Source organism: Altererythrobacter ishigakiensis (genome assembly GCF_001663155.1).
GTDB lineage: Bacteria > Pseudomonadota > Alphaproteobacteria > Sphingomonadales > Sphingomonadaceae > Erythrobacter > Erythrobacter ishigakiensis.
This window is the reverse complement of record NZ_CP015963.1, coordinates 346,458-369,978: the sequence shown is the minus strand read 5'-3', so window position 1 is coordinate 369,978 and position 23,521 is coordinate 346,458. Positions and strand designations below refer to the sequence as shown.

19 protein-coding genes are annotated in these 23,521 nt (G+C 58.3%); 14 read left to right on the top strand and 5 right to left on the bottom strand.

Annotated elements, in window-relative coordinates:
- Window positions 1-58: 58 nt before the first annotated feature.
- The 4 genes from A6F69_RS01745 (at window position 59) to A6F69_RS01730 (ending at window position 6,513) form a co-directional block, all read left to right on the top strand.
- Window positions 59-1,120, top strand: coding sequence for a LacI family DNA-binding transcriptional regulator (locus A6F69_RS01745; RefSeq protein WP_067596698.1), 1,062 nt, complete (start codon window positions 59-61; stop codon window positions 1,118-1,120).
- Between the two features lie 79 nt (window positions 1,121-1,199).
- The gene (locus A6F69_RS01740; protein WP_245638266.1) at window positions 1,200-2,312 is read left to right on the top strand and encodes an MFS transporter; all 1,113 of its coding nucleotides are present in this window, start codon (window positions 1,200-1,202) and stop codon (window positions 2,310-2,312) included.
- 95 nt (window positions 2,313-2,407) lie between these two features.
- A complete protein-coding gene (locus A6F69_RS01735) occupies window positions 2,408-4,816 on the top strand; it encodes a glycoside hydrolase family 3 protein (RefSeq protein ID WP_083984632.1) in 2,409 nt (802 codons plus the stop codon).
- A gap of 113 nt (window positions 4,817-4,929) precedes the next feature.
- Window positions 4,930-6,513 (top strand): sodium:solute symporter family transporter, encoded by a 1,584-nt coding sequence (locus A6F69_RS01730; RefSeq protein WP_067596694.1) that lies wholly within the window; start codon window positions 4,930-4,932, stop codon window positions 6,511-6,513.
- Between the two features lie 205 nt (window positions 6,514-6,718).
- On the opposite strand, the gene A6F69_RS01725 is transcribed toward A6F69_RS01730, so the two are convergent.
- Entirely contained in the window at window positions 6,719-7,918 is a 1,200-nt protein-coding gene (locus tag A6F69_RS01725; RefSeq protein ID WP_067596689.1) for a M20 metallopeptidase family protein, read from the bottom strand.
- Between the two features lie 119 nt (window positions 7,919-8,037).
- Here A6F69_RS01725 and A6F69_RS01720 point away from each other — a divergent pair, with 119 nt between their 5' ends.
- Both A6F69_RS01720 and A6F69_RS01715 read left to right on the top strand, forming a co-directional pair.
- A complete protein-coding gene (locus A6F69_RS01720) occupies window positions 8,038-9,087 on the top strand; it encodes a diacylglycerol/lipid kinase family protein (RefSeq protein ID WP_245638265.1) in 1,050 nt (349 codons plus the stop codon).
- An 11-nt stretch (window positions 9,088-9,098) separates the two neighbouring features.
- Window positions 9,099-9,995 carry a hypothetical protein gene (locus tag A6F69_RS01715; protein ID WP_067596685.1) on the top strand — a complete coding sequence of 299 codons (897 nt, stop codon included), beginning with the start codon at window positions 9,099-9,101 and terminating at the stop codon, window positions 9,993-9,995.
- 13 nt (window positions 9,996-10,008) lie between these two features.
- On the opposite strand, the gene A6F69_RS01710 is transcribed toward A6F69_RS01715, so the two are convergent.
- Window positions 10,009-10,509, bottom strand: a complete 501-nt coding sequence (locus tag A6F69_RS01710) for a DUF2141 domain-containing protein (protein WP_144573544.1) — start codon at window positions 10,507-10,509, stop codon at window positions 10,009-10,011.
- A 267-nt stretch (window positions 10,510-10,776) separates the two neighbouring features.
- On the opposite strand from A6F69_RS01710, the gene rpe reads away from it, so the two are divergent.
- Genes rpe through purH form a run of 3 tightly spaced genes read left to right on the top strand, consistent with a single transcriptional unit; the run spans window position 10,777 to window position 14,908 of the window.
- A complete protein-coding gene (gene rpe / locus A6F69_RS01705) occupies window positions 10,777-11,439 on the top strand; it encodes a ribulose-phosphate 3-epimerase (RefSeq protein WP_067596683.1) in 663 nt (220 codons plus the stop codon).
- Window positions 11,439-13,310, top strand: coding sequence for a heparinase II/III family protein (locus A6F69_RS01700; RefSeq protein WP_067596681.1), 1,872 nt, complete (start codon window positions 11,439-11,441; stop codon window positions 13,308-13,310). Before rpe ends, A6F69_RS01700 begins: the two co-directional genes overlap by 1 nt.
- A gap of 8 nt (window positions 13,311-13,318) precedes the next feature.
- On the top strand, window positions 13,319-14,908 hold the full coding sequence (gene purH / locus A6F69_RS01695; protein WP_067602215.1) for a bifunctional phosphoribosylaminoimidazolecarboxamide formyltransferase/IMP cyclohydrolase: 1,590 nt from the start codon (window positions 13,319-13,321) through the stop codon (window positions 14,906-14,908).
- A 112-nt stretch (window positions 14,909-15,020) separates the two neighbouring features.
- On the opposite strand, the gene A6F69_RS01690 is transcribed toward purH, so the two are convergent.
- Window positions 15,021-16,589: a phytoene desaturase family protein gene (locus A6F69_RS01690; protein ID WP_067596679.1), complete on the bottom strand. Its 1,569-nt coding sequence runs from the start codon at window positions 16,587-16,589 to the stop codon at window positions 15,021-15,023.
- Window positions 16,590-16,882: 293 nt separating this feature from the next.
- On the opposite strand from A6F69_RS01690, the gene msrA reads away from it, so the two are divergent.
- From msrA to A6F69_RS01665, 5 genes are all read left to right on the top strand, one after another.
- Window positions 16,883-17,569: a peptide-methionine (S)-S-oxide reductase MsrA gene (msrA, locus tag A6F69_RS01685; protein WP_067596677.1), complete on the top strand. Its 687-nt coding sequence runs from the start codon at window positions 16,883-16,885 to the stop codon at window positions 17,567-17,569.
- Between the two features lie 51 nt (window positions 17,570-17,620).
- Window positions 17,621-18,088: a Fur family transcriptional regulator gene (locus tag A6F69_RS01680; protein WP_067596675.1), complete on the top strand. Its 468-nt coding sequence runs from the start codon at window positions 17,621-17,623 to the stop codon at window positions 18,086-18,088.
- An 89-nt stretch (window positions 18,089-18,177) separates the two neighbouring features.
- Complete coding sequence (gene dxs / locus A6F69_RS01675) at window positions 18,178-20,100, top strand: 1-deoxy-D-xylulose-5-phosphate synthase (RefSeq protein ID WP_067596673.1); 1,923 nt, start codon at window positions 18,178-18,180, stop codon at window positions 20,098-20,100.
- Between the two features lie 19 nt (window positions 20,101-20,119).
- Complete coding sequence (locus A6F69_RS01670) at window positions 20,120-20,911, top strand: alpha/beta hydrolase (RefSeq protein ID WP_083984631.1); 792 nt, start codon at window positions 20,120-20,122, stop codon at window positions 20,909-20,911.
- Entirely contained in the window at window positions 20,898-21,689 is a 792-nt protein-coding gene (locus tag A6F69_RS01665) for a crotonase/enoyl-CoA hydratase family protein (RefSeq protein ID WP_067596669.1), read from the top strand. Before A6F69_RS01670 ends, A6F69_RS01665 begins: the two co-directional genes overlap by 14 nt.
- A 3-nt stretch (window positions 21,690-21,692) precedes the next feature.
- On the opposite strand, the gene A6F69_RS01660 is transcribed toward A6F69_RS01665, so the two are convergent.
- Both A6F69_RS01660 and A6F69_RS01655 read right to left on the bottom strand, forming a co-directional pair.
- On the bottom strand, window positions 21,693-22,694 hold the full coding sequence (locus A6F69_RS01660; RefSeq protein WP_067596666.1) for an MlaA family lipoprotein: 1,002 nt from the start codon (window positions 22,692-22,694) through the stop codon (window positions 21,693-21,695).
- Between the two features lie 109 nt (window positions 22,695-22,803).
- A complete protein-coding gene (locus A6F69_RS01655; RefSeq protein WP_067596663.1) occupies window positions 22,804-23,478 on the bottom strand; it encodes an NnrU family protein in 675 nt (224 codons plus the stop codon).
- Window positions 23,479-23,521: the final 43 nt, after the last annotated feature.

Here is a 23,521-nt window from a genome sequence, read left to right as displayed (position 1 = left end):
ATTTTGGGGTGATGGGCGCTTTGGGATCAACTGACCAACGGACGGGAATAGAATTCAAATGGCGCGTCGGCGGCAAGCGGTAACTATTCGTCACGTAGCGGACGATGCAGGCGTTTCTCTTCAGACCGTCAGTCGTGTCATTAATAAAGAACCAAACGTACGTCCTGCCATGAAAGAGAAGGTCCAGGCGTCGATCGACAAACTTGGCTATGTTCCTTCCATTGCTGCTCAGCGAATGAGTGGTTCGCGCTCATACCTAATATTGGCATTGAATGATCGAGAGCGCACGATCGAGGATTGGCGTGCACGTCAGGGCACGGACTGGGTCGATCAGATGTTGCTTGGTGGCATGCTGACTTGCGCTGAACACGGCTATCGTATGATGGTTGAATTAGTGGATACGCACAGTGATCATGTCGAGCGTGAATTGAGCGGAGCAATCGCTGCCCTTCAGCCGGATGGCGTGATCTTGACACCTCCCCACTCAGAAAACCCATTGATCACCGGATTGCTCGCGAAAAAGAACATTCCTTTCGCGCGCATAGGATCGCGCGAAGCTGGCCCGGGCATCTGCCTCACTATGGATGACGAACGTTCGTCCGCCTTGGCTACAGAAAAGCTGATCGAACTTGGCCACCGGCGCATTGGATTCATTGCCGGGCCGGACGACTATAGTTTAAGCGGATGGCGGGTGAACGGGTGGCAGGCTGCAATGCAGTTTGCTGGCCTTGAAACCAAAGGCTTGTGCATCAAAGGTGATTTTGGTTTTGAGAGCGGCGTGGTGGCAGCTCGCCAATTGCTAAGCCAATCTGATAGGCCAAGCGCAATTATTGCTTCCAGCGATCAGATGGCCCTCGCAACGCTCGAAGTGGCGCGCGAATTTGGCTTGGCTGTGCCCCTAGATCTATCGCTGATCAGTTTCGACAATACGCCTATTGTAAGGTTTACCAACCCTCCTCTCACAGCCGTGGACCAACCAATTGCGCAAACAATATCGCGCGCAGTTGAGTTATTGATCAACTCTTCCAAAGCTCCGCTTCCTAGTGAGCCCATAAACGTAGAAGGCAAGCTTGAGATACGCGGCTCTACCGGGCCAGCGCGCGGGGCGAATGACATCTGAGCCGACTGCAGGAATCAGGCAACCGCTTTGGTTCCTGATAGCCTTGGCTCTAGCTGTGGCAGGGGGCGCGGTAGCCTACGTGCCGTTCCTGACGGTCCTTTTGCCGCTCAAAGTCAATGAGTTGGCATCCAGCCAGAATATTGAAGCCTTGTCCTACATAACATTTGCTGGGGCGATCTTTGCCAGCCTGGCCAACATTGGATTTGGCTGGGCCAGTGACAAATGGAGTGGTCGACGAAGTTGGATTGCAGCAGGTCTCCTTCTTTCCTGCTTTCTCCTTATTGCTATGGGAGAAGCGCATACCATCGTCGCATTGATGGTCCTGGTTATAGCTTGGCAGCTTGCATTGAACATGATGCTGGCACCGCTTTTGGCCTGGGCCGGTGACTGCGTGCCAGATATGCAAAAAGGGCTTCTGGGGGGACTTTTTGCCCTTGCCCCGGCTATGGGTGCGTTGGCAGGAACCTTTGTTACGCTACCAGGCCTTGCTGATGCTACGGAGCGCCTCTGGATTATTGCTGCGCTTGTCGCGTTACTTGTAAGTCCAGCACTAGCTCTTGGGGGGGGGCGGCAATTGCCGGTCCTCATGAAACCAGTGGTGGAGCCAATTCCTAACGACCCGGAAAGCTTCAAGTCGCGCCCAGCAATCATTCGCATGTGGACCGCTCGCTTACTGGTCCAAATCGCGGAAGCCGCGCTCTTTGCATTTCTGCTCTTCTGGCTCCGTTCGCTCTCACCAACCATTGGAGAGAACACGGTCGCCAACTTGTTTAGCGCTGTACTTTGTGTTGCAGTTCCGATTGCGTTGGTAGCGGGAAGATGGTCAGACAAGGGTCGACGTCCGATGCTTCCATTAGCAATTTGTGCGGCATTGTCGGCCTTGGGCTTGGTATTGATGGCGCTCTCCAAGGATATTCAGGCCGCTATCCTGGGCTATGCGTTCTTTGGTCTAGCATCGATGACCTTCCTGTCGCTTCATAATGGGCAGACTCTGCGGGTTCTTCCCAAGCCTCAGAATCGCGGGCGAGATATGGGCATCTTCAACCTCACCAACACCGTTCCCTCATTGATAATTCCATGGCTGACGCTCGCAATGGTACCGACTTTTGGGTTCGGAGGGCTGTTCTTTGTCCTGGCAGGACTTGTTGGCGTCGCAAGCCTGCTTTTGGCGCAGATGAGTTACCGCCGATAGGAGCTTGATTTTTTTTCTTGAGCATGTCAGGTCAGGCCAGTTGGGAACGTTCACATTGCGATTGATCTCGTATTGGACGGGGGAGAAGAATTCTAATGCGTTACATTGCGCTTGCGCTTGCTACCAGCTTGAGCCTTTCGGGTTGTGCGACCGTGCCGGAAGCAGCGAGTGAAACTGCTCAGCCAACAATACCAGCCAAGACTGGCGAAGCTCAGATAGCGGATATTGTTTCGCGCATGTCGTTGGAGCGCAAGATCGGCCAGCTGATTCAGCCGCAGATAAACTCCTTCACCCCAGACGATATGGAACGTTATCGTTTCGGCAGCTACCTCAATGGTGGCAATGGCGGCCCATATGGCGATGAATTTGCGCCTGCGTCAGAGTGGTTGCGCTATGCCGATGAAATGTATGACGCCTCGGTTAAGCCGCTTCCGAATGGCGAGCCGGCGATACCGACTATGTGGGGCACTGACGCCGTCCACGGTCACTCGAATATCGTTGGCGCGACACTCTTCCCGCACAATATCGCGCTTGGCGCGACCGGCGATGCCGACCTTGTACAAAGGATCGGGCACGCCACGGCGATCGAAATCGAAGTAACGGGTATCGACTGGAACTTCTCGCCCACGGTTGCGGTTGCGCGCGATGATCGTTGGGGGCGCACCTATGAGAGTTATTCAGAAGACCCCGATCTGGTGGCGAAACTGGGCGCGGCATTGATCGTTGGGCAGCAAGGTGTACCGGGCAGCGACGATTTCCTAGGCGATGGCCGTGTTTTTGTGACGGCCAAGCACTTCTTCGGTGATGGCGGTACCGAACAAGGCGTCGATCAGGGTGATGTCAATGGCGACATCAACGCACTGCTGGATCTGCACGGCCGTCCGTATCCCGAGGCAATTGATGCCGGGGTTCAGGCCGTGATGGCCAGCTTCAACTCTATCAATGGCCGCAAGATGCACGGCAACAAAGAACTACTGACCGGTGTCTTGCGCGGTGAGATGGGCTTTGACGGCCTAGTGGTCGGCGACTGGAATGGTCACGGCCAGATTAAAGGCTGCACGGTAACCGATTGTCCGCAATCATTGATGGCCGGCCTCGACATTTACATGGTGCCTGATGATTGGAAGCCGCTGATGGAGTCGCTCATCGCGCAGGTCAAAGATGGGACCATTCCCATGGCGCGAGTTGATGAAGCGGTCACACGGGTCCTTCGGGTAAAGCAACGCGCCGGACTATTAGGCGAAAACGCCAAGCGTCCTTCTGAACGCGGCGTCGCGGGGCAATATGATCTGCTCGCCTCGCCAGAGCATCGCGCTTTGGCGCGCGAAGCCGTCGCCAAGTCACAGGTTCTGCTGAAGAACGATGGTGTCCTGCCATTGAAGGCAGGCGCGAATGTGTTGGTTGCAGGCTCTGCGGCCGATGACGTGGGTCAACAGTCGGGCGGTTGGACTCTTGAGTGGCAGGGTGGCCGCAAGGACACATTGCCGAGAGAATACTTTCCCAAAGCAACCTCGATTTGGGATGGCATCAAAGAGAACGTGACCGCAGACGGCGGCAGTGCGACGTTGTCAGAAGATGGCTCCTTCGAGGCGCGCCCTGACGTTGCAATTGTCGTATTCGGTGAGTATCCCTATGCCGAATTTGCTGGTGATCAGCGTGATCTGGTCTTCCGCGACGAAGAAGGGCTGAAGCTGCTTCGCCAGTTCAGCGAACAGGATATTCCAACCGTCGCTGTGTTTCTTTCGGGTCGCCCGATGTGGATGAACCGTGAACTGAACGCGGCTGACGCATTTGTGGCATCATGGCTGCCAGGCAGTGAAGGCGCTGGCGTGGCTGATGTTCTGACCGGCCAGCGCGAGGCGACCGGTCGTCTGTCGTTCTCATGGCCTGCAAGCTGCGAGGGGCAGCCGGTCAACTCGCCCGATGGCGCTCTTTTTGCATTCGGATTTGGCCGTTCGTTTTCGGACACTATCCCACTCGCTGATTTGAGCGAAGAATGCGCGGCACTAGAAGCCAATGATAGTACCAATCTGTTCGGATCGGGCCGTTTGGGTTCCGGGACCAGCGCATTTGTTGGCCGTGTGGACGGCACGGGCATCGAAGAGCTGATGCCGAACATGCGGGGCGATACCAATGGCGCGGGTGTTGTACTGAGTGGCTATGATCGCGATGCGCAGGAAGATTCGCGCGAGATAGCTATGCCGGACGGCACTTATTTCGGCGTCGAGCAGTCGAATGACACAGGTGGCGCCTATCGCATCGCTTATGAAGTGGTTACACGGCCGACGGGCGCGATCCGCTTACGTTCAGGTGATGCCGTGCTCGATGTCACCGCGCAGTTTGAACTCGCGCTGGCCAAGGGGTTCCGCGAAATGGTGGTAACGGAAAGTTGCCTTTCGGGTCTTGGCAAACGCATCGCCTTTGAATCCGAAGCCGACATCACTTTCCGCATTTCCAGTATCAAACGCGAGGAAGTGGCAGAAGGAACCGAATGCTCGTTCTGACGGGAATGAGTGAATGAGAACGTATGCGGCTGGACAGGCGGGAATGCGCCGCTAGTCTGCAAAGATAAGGGTCTGCGGCCGGGAGAGCTGGCCGCAAGGGGGAGGAAAATTCGGTGACGCTCGAAACGATCGATATCGTTATCATCGCAGGCTATGCGATTGCGCTGTTGGGAATTGCGCTGTTTGTCAGTCGTGAACCCAAGGGGCACGACAAGAACACAGAGGATTACTTCCTCGCCGGGCGCGCCTTGCCTTGGTGGGCCATCGGCGCTTCGCTGATTGCGTCAAACATTTCGGCTGAACAAATCATCGGTCAATCGGGCCAGGGCTATGCAGTTGGCATCGCCATCGCGGCGTATGAATGGCAAGCTGCGATTGTCCTGATCATCGTTGCGAAATACTTCCTGCCGATCTTCCTCAAGCGCAAGATTTACACCATGCCGCAGTTCCTGGACCAGCGGTATGGCCACGGCGTGAAGACGCTGATGAGCTTCTTCTGGGTCGCGCTCTACACAGCTGTAAACCTGACAACGGTTCTGTGGTTAGGCGGGCTGGCGGTCACATCGCTGACCGGTTGGAGCGTGATGACGGCAATGGCGGCCTTGGCTGGATTTGCGGCACTCTATTCGCTCTATGGCGGGCTTAAGGCGGTAGCTCTGACCGACATAATCCAGGTTGTGATTCTGATCCTGGGCGGTCTTGCCATCACATGGATCGCGCTCGATGCATTGCCCGCAGAGGGCGCGCTGGGCGGGCTCGCGATGCTTTGGCAAGAGATGCCCGGACACTTCGAGATGATCCTCGATGAAAGCAACCCGGCATATTCTGACCTGCCCGGCATCTGGACGTTGCTTGGCGGCTTGTGGGTCCTCCACTTCAGCTACTGGGGTTTCAACCAATACATCATTCAGCGTGCCCTGGGCGCAGAGAGTCTGGGCGAAGCGCAAAAGGGCCTGGCCTTTGCAGCCTTCCTGAAGGTGCTTGTGCCGTTCATAGTGGTTATCCCGGGCATCGCAGCGGTCATCCTTGCCCAGCAAGGCATGCTTGATGGCGCGGCTTTGGCAGAGAAGTCAGACCGAACTTATGGCGAGCTGATGAGCTTTGCCCCCGCGGGTCTGCGCGGTCTGGTATTTGCAGCGCTGATCGCAGCGGTGGTCAGCTCGCTGGCATCGATGATGAATTCGATCTCGACCATCTTCACAATGGACCTTTATCGCAGCTGGAAGCCTGACATGGGCGAGCATCACTATGTGACTGTTGGCCGTGTGGCCGCGTTCAGCGCCATGATTATTGCGCTGTTTTTGGCCCGCCCGTTTATCGGCGGCTTCGAAAGCGGGTTCCAGACGGTTCAGGAGTACACCGGCTTTATCGCGCCGGGCATCGTGGTGGTCTTCCTGCTTGGCTTCTTTGACAAAAAGATGAACGCAGCGGGCGCCTTTACCGCCCTGCTAGGATCGCTTGCAGTCAATGTCGCGCTTAAGTTCGGCATGCCTGATGTCCCCTTTATCATTCGCATCTGGGGCGTGTTCATGCTGTCGATCGTCGCAGCAGCGGTGGTGTCTCGTATGACCACGCCGCCAGAGGAGCAGCAGACCGTCAAGCTTGGCGATATCGCCTTCGCCACCAGTATGCTGTTCAATACGCTGGCGATGCTGACAGTCGCGATTCTGATCGGACTTTATGTAGTTCTCTGGTAAGAGTTCTCCAGCTGGCGTTCTGGGGGGAACGCCAGACAGGAACGCCGGAGCCGCTGGAGGGTGGCTCCGGCGTTTTCGATTTAGCCTGAAGCATTAACATCCGCTAAGTGAGTTTTCCTCACGGCTGCGGACGAGCCCGCGCCGCTGAGGGCACACGGTCATGCTGGCGCTCTGCTACGCCTCGCAAAGGACGTCTAGCCGGGCATTAATCTCCGAACCCGTCTTCCAGAAACTTCAGAGCGCATCCCGCCAGCATCGCGGTTCCTTTGGGCAGCGCGTTTTCATCTACATGCATGCGGGGTGAGTGGATCGCGCAGCAACTGCGCCAATCCTCACCTTCGTTTGCAACGCCCAGGAAAAACATTGCGCCGGGCACTTTTTCCAGCAGATAGGAGAAATCCTCCGCCCCCATGATCGGGTCAGCAAGGTCGCGCCAGCCCTCTGCGCCGCCAAGTTCCGTCGCGACTGCCCTGCCCAGATCCACCGCGCGTCGATCGCACATCGTGACCGGGAAACCTTCGACAATTTCCACCTTGGCAGAGAGGCCATGCGCGGCAGCAACATGATCGGCTGTTTCGGTCATCAACTCGCGCACTTTCACCCGATGCTCTTTGCTGAGCGTCCGGATCGTGCCGTTGATCACGGCTTCGTCGGGGATGACATTGAATGCCGTTCCGGCGTGAAATTGAGTGACTGTCACGATTACCGCGCTTGCAGCGTTGAACCGCCGCGTGACCATTGTCTGAAGCGCGCTAACGAGCGCGGCAGTGCCGGGCACAGGGTCAACACAATCATGCGGCATCGAAGCATGACCGCCCTGCCCTGTGAGGGTGATCGTGAATTGATCTGCCGCCGCCAATAGTGGCCCGGGTCTGCCAGCCAGCACGCCAAAGGGTGCATTGGGCATAATATGAAGCGCAAAGGCGGCATCGGGCAGTGGATCAATCAGGCCGTCTTCAAGCATGAAGCGCGCGCCATGATAGCCCTCTTCGCCCGGCTGGAACATGAAATCGATCGTGCCTGAGATTTCTTCCTGTTTGGCACAGAGCAAGCGCGCCGCACCCGCCAGCATCGCAGTATGCGTGTCGTGCCCGCAAGCATGCATTCGACCTTCAATCGTCGAGGCAAACTCGAGGTTCGTCTTCTCGTCCATCGGCAAGGCGTCCATGTCGCCGCGCAACAGAACGCGCCGCCCGGGCTTTGCCCCTTCCAAAGTCGCCACTTGGCCCGTGGTGGAGGTGCCTTCGCGCCATGTAAGCGGCAAATCAGCCAGCGCATCGCGCACCTTTGCCATGGTCTTGGGTGTGTGCAGGCCCAGTTCGGGTTCCGCATGGATCGCGCGCCGCAAGGAGATGATACCTTCACCCAGTTCGCGAGCAGAATTCAGCAGGTTCTCAGTCAGCATGGGTGCAGTTTAGCGCAATTGTGCCGCATAGGAAGCGGCATTGTAACCAGGTCACGTTCCGCCATAAATTTGTGGTGCAGTGCAAAATCACCTAGTGAATGCACATGGTTTCCTTCTAAGTGACTTTCATTATGGCTGGCCCGATCCACGAATTCTCCCATTTGCCCCGCCCCAGGCAGGGCGCGAATTCCGCTTGGCGGGCAAGCCGGAATGCGCGTGCGGACGGCGCTCCGCCCAAAGTGGGGCTCATCTATAATCCGCGCAGCCACCACAACAAAGGACAGGACCTGACCAGCAAGGTCTCGCCCGATGTCTTTGTCGCGCAACCGGGCAATCGTGACCAGTTACCCGATGCTCTGGCGCGCTTGGCAGAACGTGGTATCGATTTGCTGGTCATCAATGGCGGCGATGGGACAGTACGCGATGTATTGACCTGCGGAGAGCCGATATTTGGCGATGACTGGCCGGTCGTGGCGGTCCTTCCGAAGGGGAAGACCAATGCATTGGCCGTCGATCTTGGCGGGCCATCGGACTGGACGCTTCAATGCGCATTGGACGCGTTCGAGAATGGCAAACGAATAAGGCGAAGCCCGATGGCGATTACGCCGCTCGATCAACCCGACGCCCGCGTGTTGGGCTTTATTCTTGGTGCGGGTGCGTTCACCTTGGGCACCAAAGCCGGCCAGAGCGCGCATAAGCTTGGTGCATTCAATTCGCTGGCAGTTGGCGTCACGACGCTTTGGGGCATTCTGCAAGCGGTGTTCGGTTCACGCGCCAATCCTTGGCGGCGTGGCGCAAAGATGGACATACGTTTGGCCCCCAATGGCGTGCCGCTCGAACATAGCGGAATGGGGGAGGCTGATCGGCGACTGATCCTCTTGGCTTCAACTCTTGAGCGCTTTCCGGGCGGCATCAGGCCGTTTGGATCGCTGGGCAAGGGGCTGAAACTGGCGGTGCTTGATCAGATCAGTCGGTGGATGACGCTGATGCTCCCGGCGATCCTGTTTGAACGCGGGCCGAAAAATTTGCGTGAGCGCGGCTTCCATCAGCTGGCAGCGAAATCGTTCGACTTCGAACTGGATGATCAGTTCATTCTTGACGGCGAAGCATTCCCTGCCGGGCGCTACCGCATCGAGGCGGGACCTGAGATCGAGTTCGTCGCGCCCTAAGCGATGTTGGCATGAGCACACTGACTAAACGTATCGCGGCAAAGTCGGCCGTTGAAGTGCACCCTGCCATCACCGAATTCGCCGCTCGTTTGGCAAGAGAATCGGGCGCATTGGCGGTCTTGTTTTACGGCTCCAACCTGCGAACCGGGTCGCTTGAAGGCGTGCTCGACTATTACGTGCTGCTTCCGGGCGCGCAGCAGGAGAGAATCTGGCCGCGGGTAAGCTACCGCGAATGGGACAAGAATGGCACGATGTTGCGTGCCAAGATCGCCACTATGGCGTTGGCGCAATTTGCCAAGGCAGCTTCTGGCCTGTCGCGCGACACCACTATCTGGGCGCGTTTCGTGCAGCCGTCTGCATTGGTTTGGGCGCGTGATGATGATGCAAGGGTGCAGACGCTTGATGTACTGTGTGCAGCAGCACAGACCGCAGCGCGATTAGCTGTGGCGCTAGGGCCGGCGAGTGGCACGGCCGATGACTATTGGCGCGCATTGTTCCGGGCCACCTACAAGGCGGAATTCCGGGTCGAGAAAGCGGGCCGCGAAGACAGTATCTTGTCAGTCAATGCAGCACATTTTGATGGGCTGTTGCCTCTGGCGCTCGAGGCGCAAGGAATTGCGTTTGATGAAGGTGGGGGGCGGCTGACACCCAAACTGACGGACAATGCCCGGCGCGAAATTCTATCTTGGTGGAGCCATCGTCGACGGCTTGGCAAGCCGCTCAATATCCTGCGCCTGCTAAAGGCGAGCACCACGTTTGACGGTGCCGCACGGTATGCCGCGTGGAAAGTAGAGCGCCATACCGGCGTGCCAATTGAAGTAACACCCTGGCGCGAAAAGCACCCCGTGCTGGCCGCACCGGGCGTATTGTGCAAGGTCTGGCGAGAGCAAAAGAAGCAGCGGGGCTGAGCCTGAAGACCTCTTACATATAGCGCATGTTGATGCGGATCGATGTCACACCTTCGCCGATTTCAAACGCTGTCTTGCGGTAGCTCGGCTTGCCCAGGTTGAAGATGTTGATCGACGGGTTGTTCGACATCGCACCGCCATCGCTGGTGATGTCAGTGCTGCCATTACCGTTCACGTCATGGCGTACGGCGATGCCGTAGATGCCTGCGCGTGGCACAGGCATGCAGAAGACCATGTTCCCCTCGCGCGCCGGCGCTTCGATGCGGTGAATCCATTTGCCACGCTCAAGCCAGTCAGATTTTACTCCGCGATAGCTCTGTACGCGGATTTTGCCTTCAGACGACTTGATCCCGGCGACGGTAACCCGCACCGCAGGGCCTCCACCCGGTGCGCACGCGCGCATGTTGTTGGAGATTTCCTGACGGTAGGTAACTGGAGCAGCGTTTTGCGCCCATGCGGTCGCTGTGACCGGAGCAATTGTAGCTGCGGCCAGTGCAATTCCAGCTGTGATCATTCCTGATCGCATCGTCTTGAACGTCCTTATCTCGTAAAACCCTGCTACCCCAATGGGTTGGTGCAGCATGGAATCGGCACGGGAATAGGCTTTTCAGGCCAATTCCACCACCCATTTGCATCGATTGGGCTGAATTCCGGCTGAATTGGCTCTGCGGGTATCCTTAATCCGGACTAACGCTGCGTGTGGAAAAGGCCGCACCGCTTCTTGTCGGCGAGTCGCGCTCAAAGCTACTGCGAGGAAACGCGGATTTTCCGGAAATAGGCCATGGCGACACCGCTGATCTCACCATCAATTCTCTCAGCTGACTTTGCGCGGCTGGGTGAAGAAGTGCGCGCGGTTGACGAAGCGGGCGCGGATTGGATCCACATCGATGTGATGGACGGGCATTTTGTGCCTAACCTCACTATCGGACCTGACGTGGTCAAAGCGTTGAGGCCGCATTCCGAGAAGACCTTCGACGTGCATCTGATGATCTCTCCGGTGGATCCGTATCTGGAAGCCTTTGCAGATGCTGGTGCAGATATCATCACTGTCCACCCGGAGGCCGGGCCGCACGTGCACCGCACGCTGCAGGCCATCCGCGCGCTGGGTAAGAAAGCCGGCGCAGTTCTAAACCCCGGCACGCCGGTGGAAGTGCTCGACAACCTGATCGACCTGGTTGATCTGGTTCTGGTGATGAGCGTCAATCCCGGTTTTGGCGGGCAGAGCTTTATCCATTCACAGCTCGACAAGGTCCGCAAAATTCGCAGCATGATCGATGCGACCGGGCGCGAGATCCATCTGGAGGTCGACGGTGGGGTCAACCCTGAAACCGCACGCTTGTGCGTGGACGCTGGCGCGGATGTGCTGGTTGCAGGATCTGCGACTTTCAAAGGCGGGCCGGAGCATTACGCCGCAAATATAGCGGCGCTGAAAGGCGCGCAGTGATGGACGCGCTCCTCTCCGGGTCGAGCGATGCCAAGCAGAGTGAAGACCTTTTTGGCGAGATCGAGGATGATCGTTCCGCGCTGCCGCTAAAGGATCGGCGGGAACAACCTACGTCCGAAGCAGACGCCGAGGCGGAAATGCCGCTCGCTGAATCGCGGGCTCTGGTGCTGAGTGATTTTGTCCCGCCCAAGGCGGACTTAACTGAAAAGCTGATCCGCTTTGCCTATCGTCTGGGTGTGGGCGGTGCGGTTTTGACGGCGCCTTTTCGCAAGCCCGCGCGCCCGCGTTTACTGGCTACGGTCGACACTCCACTGGCGGGAGACCGGGTGGCCGGTATGGCACTGCGTGCCGGGCATTTCATGATCAATGGCGTAAAGGCGCCGATCTCCGAAGTTGAATATCAAAGCTCATCGCGCGCGACACCACCGTTTGAACGGATGATCCATGGTTTCGCCTGGCTTCGTGACTTGGCGGCTGCGGGGCAGCGCGAACAATGCGTTGAAACGGCCGAACGAATTGCCGGGCTATGGCTCAAGGCTAATCCGAAGCCGGGCAAATGTGCGGCCTGGTATGTCGATTATACCGCAATGCGGCTGATGGCGTGGCTGGTTCATGCACCGCTTTTGCTATCGAGCAAGGATGGCAATTTGCGGGCGGACATGCTCGGCGCGATTGACGAAACCGCGCGCTGGCTGGACCGGGAAGTCCGGCGCTCAAGTGATCCGCTTGGCTCTGTGTTGGGTTGGGGCGCGCTGGTCGCGGCAGGCCTGCTGATGCCGCAAGGCAAGCCGCGCAGGCTCTATGCCGAGGCTGGCTTGGTTGCGGCACTGGGCGATTTCGCAGGCGAAGATGGCGGTGCGCTGTCCCGCAGCCCGATCGCACAGATGGACGTAATCGCCATGCTGATCGACCTCGAGGCTTGCTACAAGGCGACTGATCGCGATCTCCCGAATGCATTTGGCCTGATGCGCGAATTGCTGGTGCCACCGATCCTGGCATTGCGTCATGGTGACGGCGCGCTGGGCAATTGGCAGGGCACAGGTGCGATGCGGGCAGACAGGTTGGCCGCGCTGATTGATGCCAGCACAGTGCGCACACGCCCGCTGAAGGAAGTGAAGCACTGGGGGTTCCATCGCCTCACCGGCGGCAACACCATTGTTCAGATGGACGCAGCTCCGCCTCCGCGCGCCAAGCATTCGCGCTCTGGCTGTGCTTCTACACTTGCATTTGAAATGTCGGACGGCGCACATCGGGTGATCGTCAATTGCGGCGGCGCGGCGCTGGCAGGCGGCCTGGTGCCTCATCGGATTGAACAGGGCCTGCGCGCAACAGCGGCACATTCGACACTGATTCTCGACAATGTGAATTCCACTTCGGTGCTGTTGGGCGGCAAGCTGGGCAAAGGCGTTGAGCAGGTCGAGGTCGAGCGCAGCGAGATTGCGCGCGGCAATGCCGAGGTGCAGCGCATCGAAGCGAGCCATGACGGCTATGCGTCCCGCTTTGGCTTGATCCACCGCCGGATCCTGATGCTTCGTGGCGACGGCAGCGAGTTGCGAGGAGAGGATGTGTTGATGCCATCCACTCGCAAGGGGCAGCGCGGCAAGCTGGGCCTTGCCATTCGCTTTCATCTGGGGCGCGGCGTCGAAGCGCGGCTATCTGAAGACAAGCGCGGAGCCAGCCTTGTGCTGCCCGACGGCGCTCTGTGGCAGTTCCGCCTTGGCGGGAATGACGCAGGTGCAGACGTGGCCATGGAAGAAAGCATGTGGGTCAACGGTGACGGGCATCCGCATGCCATCGATCAGCTGGTGGTGCAGGGAATGATATCGCGCGGCGGGGGGCAATTCTCCTGGCTGCTCAAGAAAATGGGGTGAATTCCGAAGTGACGGACGTGGCAATCAAGCGGGCGCTGCTTTCAGTGTCCGATAAAAGCGGATTGGTTGAACTGGGTCGGGCATTGGCTGCTCGCGGGGTTGAGCTGGTTTCGACCGGCGGCACGGCGAAGGCGCTGCGCGACGCGGGGCTGGAGGTGCGCGACATTTCCGAGATGACAGGCTTTCCGGAGATGATGGATGGGCGGGTCAAGACTCTGCACCCAAAGGTTCACGGCGGCTTGCTGGCGGTCCGCGATAATCCCGAACATGCCGCCGCGATGGAAGAGCATGCAATTGGTGCGATCGATCTGGTTGTGGTCAATCTCTATCCGTTTGAAGCAACGGTCATGCGTGGGGCAGAGCGTGACGAGATTATCGAGAATATCGATATTGGCGGGCCTTCGATGGTGCGAAGTTCGGCGAAGAACCATGCCTTTGTCACCATTGTCACCGACGCGGCGGATTACGAGGAACTGCTGGGCGAACTGGACGGCAATGATGGCGCGACTTCGCTGGAATTTCGCAGAAGATGCGCAGCGAAGGCGTTTGCTGCAACCGCCGCCTATGACAGCATGATCAGCCAATGGTTTGCATTTGCCGATCAGCAGCAGCAGTTCCCCGAATTCCTCGCCGTCAACGGCAACGCGCCGACCGTGCTGCGCTATGGGGAAAACCCGCACCAGCAGGCGGCGCTTTATACGCCTTCGGGCCCGCATGGCGCAGGCATAGCCCAAGCCGAACAGCTGCAGGGCAAGGAGCTATCTTACAACAACTATAACGATGCCGATGCAGCGCTGGAGCTATGTGCCGAATTTGGTGGCGGTGATCCGGCAGTGGTCATCGTCAAGCACGCCAACCCTTGTGGCGTGGCGCAGGCTGGCTCGCTGGTCGAAGCGTGGGAAGCCGCATTACAATGCGATAGCGTCTCGGCCTTTGGCGGGATTGTTGCCGTCAATCAGGAGCTGGACGGCTCCACCGCCGAGCAGATCGCCAAGATCTTCACGGAAGTGGTCATTGCACCCAGCGTTACTGATGAAGCGCGCGAAATCTTTGCGAAGAAGAAGAACCTGCGATTGCTGACGGTGGGCGACTTGCCTGATCCTCGTCGCGGCGGGTTGATGGTGAAGCCGATCACCGGCGGTTTGTTGGTGCAGAGCCGTGACAATGGCGCGGTTTCGGAAAGCGATCTGAAAGTGGTGACCAAGCGCGAACCAACTGCGCAAGAGCTGAAGGACTGTATGTTCGCATGGACGGTGGCGCGGCATGTGAAATCGAACGCGATAGTCTATGCCAAGGATGGCGCGACCGCCGGTATCGGTGCAGGTCAGATGAACCGCCGCGATAGTTCGCGGATTGCCGCGATGAAAGCGGCCGAAGCGGCGGAAACCTATGAATGGGCGCAGCCAAAGACTGTCGGCAGCGCGGTCGCTTCAGACGCATTCTTCCCCTTCGCAGATGGTTTGATTGCCGCAGCTGAAGCGGGCGCTACCGCGATCATTCAGCCGGGTGGATCAATCCGCGATGATGAAGTGATTGCAGCGGCCGATGAGGCAGGTCTGGCGATGGTGTTCACCGGAATGCGGCATTTCAGGCATTAGTTTTTTGGGCCTCAAGCGCCGGCGCTCACATCCGTTCGCTTGGCTTTCCTCGCTCTCACGGCCTCACGGCCGCGTCGCTGCGGATGCCCGGTCGGGCTTTGACTGCCGTGACCTAGCGGCTCCACCAACGCCTGTGCCTCAGGATCTCATGTGCGCAGTTGTGCCCCGGTGCGCCCGTCACGCCGCCGCCGGGATGCGCGCCTGAGCCACAGAGCCAAAGCCCCTTGATCGGCAGTTTGTGGCTTCCTGCGCCGAGCGCGGGCCGCGCCGCCCACAACTGATCCAGGCTCATACGGCCGTGGAAGATATCCCCGCGCCACAGGCCGAACTTTGCCTCGAGCTTGCGCGGGGTATGGACTTGCCGATGCAGCACTAGCTCGCGGAACTCCGGCGCGTGATGTTCGATCACGTCGAAGACAGCATTGACCGCTTCGTCCTCGCGATCTTCGGGAAGATCAGGGTCGACATGCTGGCAAAACAGGCTCGCGACATGCTGCCCCTTTGGCGCGAGGCTGTCGTCTACAAGGCTCGGGATCAGCATCTCGACGATTGGCTGCGTGCTGAAGCCGCTCGCTTTCGCGCTGTGAAACGCCTGGTCCATGTAATCCAGCGAAGGCGCCATGATGATGCCGCTGCGCAAATGCGCATCGCCATCCGGCGCGTGGCGGAAGTTAGGCAGACCCGACAACGCGACATTCATGCGCAGACTGCCTGAACCTCCACGATAACCGACCATCGCGCGAGCGAAATCTGCCGGGACCGCGTCGCGCGGGATCAGTCGGTCAAATAGCGGCTTCGGCCCCATGTTGGATATGACGCGCTTGGCGCGCAGCACATCTGCATCCGCCAGTTCGACACCAACAGCTTCGCCGTTTTCAACCACGACCCGCGTGACGGGCGCATTGGTGCGGATCTCGACCCCTTTTTCGCGGCATGCCTGGGACATCATCTGCGTGATCGCGCCCATTCCGCCAATAACATGGCCCCAAGCGCCCTTCTTGCCATTCACTTCGCCGAAAACGTGGTGCAGCAACACATAGGCGCTGCCCGGCTCATCGGGGGACGCATAGTGACCGACACAGGCGTCAAACCCGAACGCAGCCTTGACCGGATCGCTTTCGAACCAGTCATCCAGCACTTCGCGCGCTGAACGCGTGAAGATCTGCAGGACCTGACGTTGGCGCTCGGTCGATAGCTTGGACAGGGCACGGCCCTGCATTGCCGCGTCCACCAACGAACGCAATCCGCCTTTGGGATCGGGCGGCACCTTCAATGCCAAACCGCGCAGCACCTCTGCGGCGTCTTCCAGCATGTCGAAGTATTCAGGCAAGCGCTCTGCATCGGCATTGGAAAACCGCGCCGCTTGCGCCTGGCTTGCTTCGAGCCCGCCGCCCATCAGCATGTAATCGCTTTCCAGCGGGAGATAGTTCGATACTGGCCGCTCTATCACGCGATAGCCGCGCTTTATAAGGTCCATATCTGCGATTACACGGGGCTGCAGCAGGCTTACAGTGTAGCTGGCGGTCGAATTGCGAAAGCCGGGGGCGAATTCTTCTGTCACAGCGGCGCCGCCGATAACCTCGCGCGCTTCCAAAATTTTCACTTTCATGCCTGCGCGCGCCAAATAGAATGCGCAGGTCAACCCGTTGTGGCCACCGCCAATGATTACTGCATCCAACATTCTGTCAGTCTGTAACCACAACTCGTCTCACTGCGAATAGACTTTTGATGAAACTCATGTTCACCGCTCCGCAACCAATCGAGGTTAAAAGGGCCTCAACAACACCAACAAAGACAGTTCGCGAGTACAGTACAAATGACGATTCTGAAATCAGATCTGCCCCGCAATTTCGGCATTGGGTTTCTGATCGGCGCCCTGATGGTAGGCGCGATGTCTGTACAGAACTGGGAAGCGCAAGTCGCAACTCCGGCTATGGCCGCGGCCGCGGACACAGAGTCTGCCGCTACCCAATAATGCAAATCCGCAAGTCATTAATGATTGCCGCAGGCGCATTGGCGCTCAGCGGGTGTTCGGTCGCGGCTACCGCCAGCGAGAAGATTGTCCAGGCGCCCGAGGCGGCGGTGCAAGCCAACGAGTCAGATGGCTTGCAGGTGGCGATCTTCGCTGGTGGATGTTTCTGGGGTGTCGAAGGCGTGTTCAGCCACGTGAGGGGCGTCAAGTCTTCGGTCTCCGGCTTTCACGGTGGCCGCGCAGATACAGCAACATATCGCCAGATTGTCACCGGCCTCACCGATCACGCAGAGTCTGTGCGCATAGTCTATGATCCCAAAGTCATCCGCTATGACGAATTGCTTCAGATTTTGTTTTCGGTTGTTACGGACCCGACCTTGCTTAACCGTCAGGGACCGGATGTTGGCGCGCATTACCGCAGCGCAATTGTACCCATGAACCGTGAACAGGCGCGAGTTGCGCGGGCTTATCTTGCACAGTTAGACGAATCCGGAGTGTGGGGCGCCCCGGTCGTCACTCAAATCGAATTCTACAAAAAGTTCTACCAAGCCGAAGACTATCATCAGGACTTCATGGCGAAAAACCCGCGACACGGATATATCGTGCGTTGGGACGCGCCGAAGGTCCGTGCACTTCAAGAGCTTTACCCGGAGCACTATACCAGCACGTTTCTGCGCGACGGTAGCTAGTCCAATCAAGCGATCTGGCGTAAGTACGCAGGGCGCACTATATACGCCCGCATGGGTAGCCATTCACATGCACATGAAGAGCATTCAGGCACTGGCCTGATCCACGCTGCGAAAGACGCCTTGATCGCTTCGGGTGAGCAATGGACCGGTATGCGCGAAGCCGTATTTACAGAGCTTGCGCAGCACGACCGTCCAGTTTCAGCTTATGACATTGCGGACAATGTTTCTCGCGAGCGCGGCAAACGCGTTGCGCCAAACAGCATATACCGTATCCTTGATCTCTTCGTGGCGAACAATCTGGCGCTTAGGGTTGAGAGTGCGAATGCATTCCTTGCCAACACCCACCCGGGTTGCGAGCATGACTGCATCTTCTTGGTCTGCGACGAATGCGGGGAGGCTACGCATATCGACGATGATCAGACTTCTGGTCGCGTGCGCGAACTGGCCGCGGGCTGCGGTTTCAGTGCACGCCGCCCGGTGATAGAGATTCGCGGGCTCTGCAAAGCCTGTAGGGGCTAGCCTTGCGGCCTTTGGCGCGACCAACCGTATGTTTTTGTGGTCAAAGCGTTCATCGACAGTTCGATAATTCGCGTGTAAATGCCTTAATCATGAGTCAACCACCGCACACACCGCTACTGGATACGGTTCAATATCCGGCTGATCTGCGCAAGCTCGACAAATCGCAGCTGCGCCAGTTTTCCGACGAACTTCGCGCCGAAATGATCGATGCAGTCAGCACATCGGGCGGGCATCTGGGTTCGGGTCTTGGCGTGGTCGAACTGACTACAGCGATCCACTATGTGTTCAATACGCCGGAAGATCGGCTGGTGTGGGATGTGGGCCACCAATGCTATCCGCACAAGATCATTACCGGTCGCCGCGACCGGATCCGCACTCTGCGCCAGGGTGGCGGGCTTAGTGGTTTCACCAAGCGTGCGGAAAGCGAATACGATCCGTTTGGCGCAGCGCACAGCTCAACCTCGATCTCGGCCGCCTTGGGCTTTGCAATAGCGAACAAGCTCAATGACAAACCTGGCCGCGGCATCGCCGTAATCGGTGATGGTTCAATGAGCGCTGGCATGGCCTATGAGGCGATGAACAATGCCGAGCAGGCGGGCAACCGATTGGTTGTGATTCTCAATGACAATGACATGTCAATTGCGCCGCCGGTAGGCGGTTTGTCGGCATATCTGGCGCGGATGGTTTCCTCATCCGAATATCTTGGCCTGCGTTCGCTTGCCTCCAAGGTTACGTCCAAGATGTCGCGCCGTGTGCACAAGGCGGTCGAGAAGGCAGAGGAATTCACCCGCGGCATGGTGACCGGCGGGACGCTTTTTGAAGAGCTGGGTTTCTATTACGTTGGCCCCATTGACGGGCACAATCTCGATCACCTGATTCCGGTGCTTGAGAATGTGCGCGACAGCGAACAGGGGCCGGTGCTGGTCCATGTCGTGACCACGAAGGGCAAGGGGTACGAGCCGGCTGAAAATAGCGCAGACAAATATCACGGCGTGCCAAAGTTTGATGTAGTGACGGGCGAGAAAGCCAAGGGCAAAGCCGGCCCGCCAGCCTATCAGAACGTATTTGGCGATACGCTGGCCAAGCTGGCCGAGACCGACAAGCGCATTTGCGCGATTACCGCGGCGATGCCATCGGGCACTGGCGTGGATCGCTTCGCCAAGGCGCATCCCGACCGCGCTTTCGATGTCGGCATTGCCGAGCAGCACGGCGTGACCTTTGCGGCAGGTCTGGCCGCACAGGGCATGCGACCGTTTGCGGCGATCTATTCTACCTTCCTACAGCGTGCGTATGACCAGGTGGTGCATGATGTCGCGATTCAGAACCTGCCGGTGCGGTTCGCAATTGACCGAGCGGGGCTGGTTGGTGCCGACGGCTGCACGCATGCAGGTTCGTTTGACATTACGTATCTGGCGACGCTGCCCAATTTTGTCGTGATGGCCGCAGCTGATGAAGCTGAACTGGTCCATATGACCTATACCGCCGCAGAGTACGATGAAGGTCCCATCGCATTCCGCTACCCGCGCGGTGGGGGTGCGGGGGTCCCACTGCCTGAAACCCCGCAGAAGCTGGAAATCGGCAAAGGCCGGGTCGTTCGCGAAGGGTCAAAGGTCGCGATTCTGTCGCTGGGTGCTCGCCTGGCCGAGGCCCAAAAGGCAGCAGACACTCTGGAGGCGAAAGGCCTTTCGACGACAGTTGCTGACCTGCGCTTTGCGAAGCCGCTCGATACCGAGCTGATCGAAAAGCTGATGCGTACGCATGAAGTTGTCGTGACAGTCGAGGAAGGCGCGATCGGCGGGCTGGGCGCGCATGTGCTTACCTTTGCCAGCGACGAAGGCTTGACGGATGGTGGGTTGAAAGTGCGTACCATGCGCTTGCCTGACGTGTTTCAGGATCAGGACGACCCGCATAAGCAATATGACGAAGCGGGCCTCAATGCTCCCGATATCGTTGCAACAGTTTTGCGCGCATTGCGGCATAATTCAGCTGGCGTAGAAGAGGCGCGGGCCTGAGCGAGCGCGGCCGGTGCGCATGGCCGCCCAATTGCTTGTTATGGCGGCCACCGCATATTTTGCGGTCCTGCTCCTCCTCGCTTTGGGACAACGTTACTTTATCTACCCCGCGCCCAAGGGCGAAGGTCGCGAAGTGCCGGGTTTCGAAGAGATACTCTACCGCACATCAGATGGGCTTGATCTCATGGCGGGTTACAAACCTGCGCGCGGCGGCATGCCGACGATTGTCTACTTCCACGGCAATGGCGCAGACTGGCAGAGTTCGGTCATCGCGACTGACCGGCTAACTCCGGCGGGCTACGGAGTGCTTGCAGCAGAGTATCGCGGCTATCGCGGCAATCCGGGCTCTCCAAGTGAGGAGGGCCTGTACGCAGATGGTCGCGCGGCGTTGGCCTTTTTGAAAGCACGCGGCGTATCGTCAAACGAAATGGTCTTGATCGGCAATTCCATTGGCAGCGGTGTGGCCAAACAAATGGCAATTGAGATCGACGCCCGCGCGATCATTCTGATCTCACCATTCGCCAGCTTGCCTCAGGTCGCCAGTGAAAAACTGTGGTGGTTGCCCGTGGACTTGCTTCTGCGCGATCGATTCAACAACATCGCCAAGATACCCCAAGTCAGTGCGCCAATCCTGCTGTTGCATGGCGATGCCGACGATCTGATCCCACACCACCATTCCGAGCAGTTGGCGCGTGCCAACCCGGCGGCGGAGCTGATAATCTTTCCGGGCGCCGGCCACGATCTTGCGTGGAATGATGAAGCGGAGCAAACTGTGCTGCATTTTCTGGAGGCGCTTGATGCTGCAGATTGAAACCACAGGCCACACCACTACGCTCACTATCGATCGCGCCGAGACAATGAATCCGTTGGGCGCTCCAGGCGATGGCGACACTTTCACCAAGGCCTGCGACGATATCAACCGCGATCTCAATGTGCGCTGCGTCATCCTGACCGGCGCAGGCCGCGCATTCAGCGCCGGCGGCGATATCAAGGCAATGAAGTCACGTAGCGGCACCTTCGGCGGTAGCGCGCCCGCAATCTCTGACGGCTATCGTGACAATATCCACCGCATGCTGCGCGCACTCTATGGCTTGCGTGTCCCGGTGATCTCCGCCGTCAATGGCCCGGCAATCGGGCTTGGCTGCGATGTCGCCTGCCTGGGTGATATTCGTATTGCGTCTGAGAAGGCGAAGTTCGGCGTAACCTTCCTGAAGCTCGGCATCATTCCGGGCGATGGCGGCACATGGATCCTGCCGCGCATAATCGGCGAGGCGCGCGCGGCAGAGCTGTTCTACACAGGTGACGTGATCGATGCCGCCACCGCGCTGGATTGGGGCTTGGTCAGCCGAGTTGTAGATCACGATGCGCTGCTCGAAGAGGCAAACGGACTAGCGAACAAAATCGCGGCTCTGCCCCCGCATGCATTGCGCCATGCCAAAAACCTGATGCGGCAAGGCCGCGACGTGTCATATGACACAGCCTTGGAGATGGCTGCGAACACGCAAGCTTTGATGCATCTGACAGAGGATCACATGGAAGGGGTCGACGCGCTGATCGAAAAGCGCGCGCCGAATTTCAAAGGCGAGTGACGCTTAACGGTAATCAGCTGGCAGCGGCTGGACCACTTCCTCGCTGATATAGATGATCGCAGGCGGCTGAGGTGGCGGCTCAACCGCGACCGGCCCGGCAGTTGGTTCAACTTCAGGCGCATCTTGCGGAATCAGGGAATCGGCGGGCTCTGGTCCGCGCATTATCGCTTCGATACTGCAATCGCGTGGCGGCGGCTGATTCTTGAGCGCAGCAATGTCGGCTTCGCGGTTGCACAGATAACTCTCTCGCAGCGCGTAGTAGGGATCATCACTGTCGTTGATCTGGCCGATCCGTTCATCAAACTCGATCCGGAACTCCAGCGAATTCACTGTGTAGGCGGGGATCGCGTAATAGGGCGTATTGAATGGCTTGCCGACGGCGAACGGGATTATGGCTTGATCGATCCCGCTGCCAAGCAGGTCTCGCAGCGTCGTTGCGCCGACCAAAGGCAAGACCAGAAACGGACCCGGCCCAACCCCATAATAGCCCAAAGTGTTCCCGAAGCCGTTGCGGCGGTATGGCAGATTGAAAGGCTCCTTCTTCGCAACATCGAACAATCCTGCCATGCCGACAGTGGTATTGATTGCGAAGCGCCCCACAGTCTCCAACGCCTTGCCCGGCTTTAGTTGCAGCAGATAGTTGAGCGCATTCACCGGCTCCATCAGATTGCGCAGAAAGTTCCTGAGGCCTTTGCGAATCGGGCTGGGCAAGTCTTCCTCGTAAACATCCGCAATCGGCTCCACGAAAGCTTTGTCGATGTCCCGAGTCAGTTCATATGCTTGTATATTGACGCTCTCCAGCGGGTCCTTGAGCGGATCGGCGCCTTCTCCGGTAACAACAATAACGTTCTCACTCTCGACAGGAGGCGAGCCGTCGACTGGCTCTTCAGAGACCTGTTTCTGCTGCGACGCTGCCTGCGCAAGCGCCACGGCTTGTGGCTGCATCACCAATGCAGCAGGGGCGCTTGAAACGAGTAGCGCAAAAGATGCCAGCGAAAACGCCATGCCTTACCTTTTCTGCCCCGCGTCCCTCATGTGGCACAAGATGACCGCTCAAGACAAATAAAAGCTTACTGGCAATAGCTTAACTGCAACCGTTCGTCTTATTTGCAGATCAGAGCCAGCGCCATATGCCGGCGGGCATACCGCCCAGCGGCATATGCACCCAACTGAGTAGGAGCCATAAGGCAATCCCGATTGCCCAATAGATCACGCCGGCGGTAAATATTGCCCCCCAATTCGGCCAATAGCTGGTGCGGCCTTCCCATTCTGCCCAGGCATCGCCCATCAGGGCTTCTTTCTTGCGATCCTGCAAATGCGCGCCAATCAGCGCTAGAATACCCATTGCCAATGCAGTGATGACACTGCGCCAGCTGTTCCAGAGAACGATGTGTGAAAAGGCCCAAATACCGATGGCCCACATCATTGGATGCCGCGTGACACGAAAGACGCCCTTTGGTTCGGCACGGGCCTGCTTCTCTGCGCCTGGCATCGGCAGCGCAGGATTGCCGGCCAATGATCCGGCGAGAAGAACAAGCGCGGGTAGCGTGAGGATGGTTGCTGCGATCCAGCCAAACTCGCCTGAACCACCAAGGTCGGCGACGGGCGCCGACTTATAGGCAAGATAAACCCAAACCAGCGTAGCTGCGCTGACGAGCGAATAAACGGCACTGAAGCCGCCTTCTTTCAGAACGCGGACCATTGGCGCGCGCAATGGATGCGACATCGCAAAATGGGTGCCTACAAACGCTACATTCGCAGCGATCAGTTCGACCAGAGCATTATCCATGGATCATCTCCCGACCATTCGCCGGGATTTGGCCACAGCTGCG

What these genes read in the sequence shown, in the direction of transcription:
- A6F69_RS01660 (WP_067596666.1), bottom strand. Translation starts at nt 22,694, where the DNA reads ATGGCGTTTTCGCTGGCATCTTTTGCGCTACTCGTTTCAAGCGCCCCT.
- dxs (WP_067596673.1), top strand. Translation starts at nt 18,178, where the DNA reads ATGAGTCAACCACCGCACACACCGCTACTGGATACGGTTCAATATCCG.
- A6F69_RS01710 (WP_144573544.1), bottom strand. Translation starts at nt 10,509, where the DNA reads ATGATCACAGCTGGAATTGCACTGGCCGCAGCTACAATTGCTCCGGTC.
- A6F69_RS01680 (WP_067596675.1), top strand. Translation starts at nt 17,621, where the DNA reads ATGGGTAGCCATTCACATGCACATGAAGAGCATTCAGGCACTGGCCTG.
- A6F69_RS01690 (WP_067596679.1), bottom strand. Translation starts at nt 16,589, where the DNA reads ATGTTGGATGCAGTAATCATTGGCGGTGGCCACAACGGGTTGACCTGC.
- A6F69_RS01655 (WP_067596663.1), bottom strand. Translation starts at nt 23,478, where the DNA reads ATGGATAATGCTCTGGTCGAACTGATCGCTGCGAATGTAGCGTTTGTA.
- A6F69_RS01670 (WP_083984631.1), top strand. Translation starts at nt 20,120, where the DNA reads ATGGCCGCCCAATTGCTTGTTATGGCGGCCACCGCATATTTTGCGGTC.
- A6F69_RS01665 (WP_067596669.1), top strand. Translation starts at nt 20,898, where the DNA reads ATGCTGCAGATTGAAACCACAGGCCACACCACTACGCTCACTATCGAT.
- msrA (WP_067596677.1), top strand. Translation starts at nt 16,883, where the DNA reads ATGCAAATCCGCAAGTCATTAATGATTGCCGCAGGCGCATTGGCGCTC.
- rpe (WP_067596683.1), top strand. Translation starts at nt 10,777, where the DNA reads ATGGCGACACCGCTGATCTCACCATCAATTCTCTCAGCTGACTTTGCG.
- A6F69_RS01725 (WP_067596689.1), bottom strand. Translation starts at nt 7,918, where the DNA reads ATGCTGACTGAGAACCTGCTGAATTCTGCTCGCGAACTGGGTGAAGGT.
- A6F69_RS01715 (WP_067596685.1), top strand. Translation starts at nt 9,099, where the DNA reads ATGAGCACACTGACTAAACGTATCGCGGCAAAGTCGGCCGTTGAAGTG.
- A6F69_RS01700 (WP_067596681.1), top strand. Translation starts at nt 11,439, where the DNA reads ATGGACGCGCTCCTCTCCGGGTCGAGCGATGCCAAGCAGAGTGAAGAC.
- A6F69_RS01735 (WP_083984632.1), top strand. Translation starts at nt 2,408, where the DNA reads ATGCGTTACATTGCGCTTGCGCTTGCTACCAGCTTGAGCCTTTCGGGT.
- A6F69_RS01745 (WP_067596698.1), top strand. Translation starts at nt 59, where the DNA reads ATGGCGCGTCGGCGGCAAGCGGTAACTATTCGTCACGTAGCGGACGAT.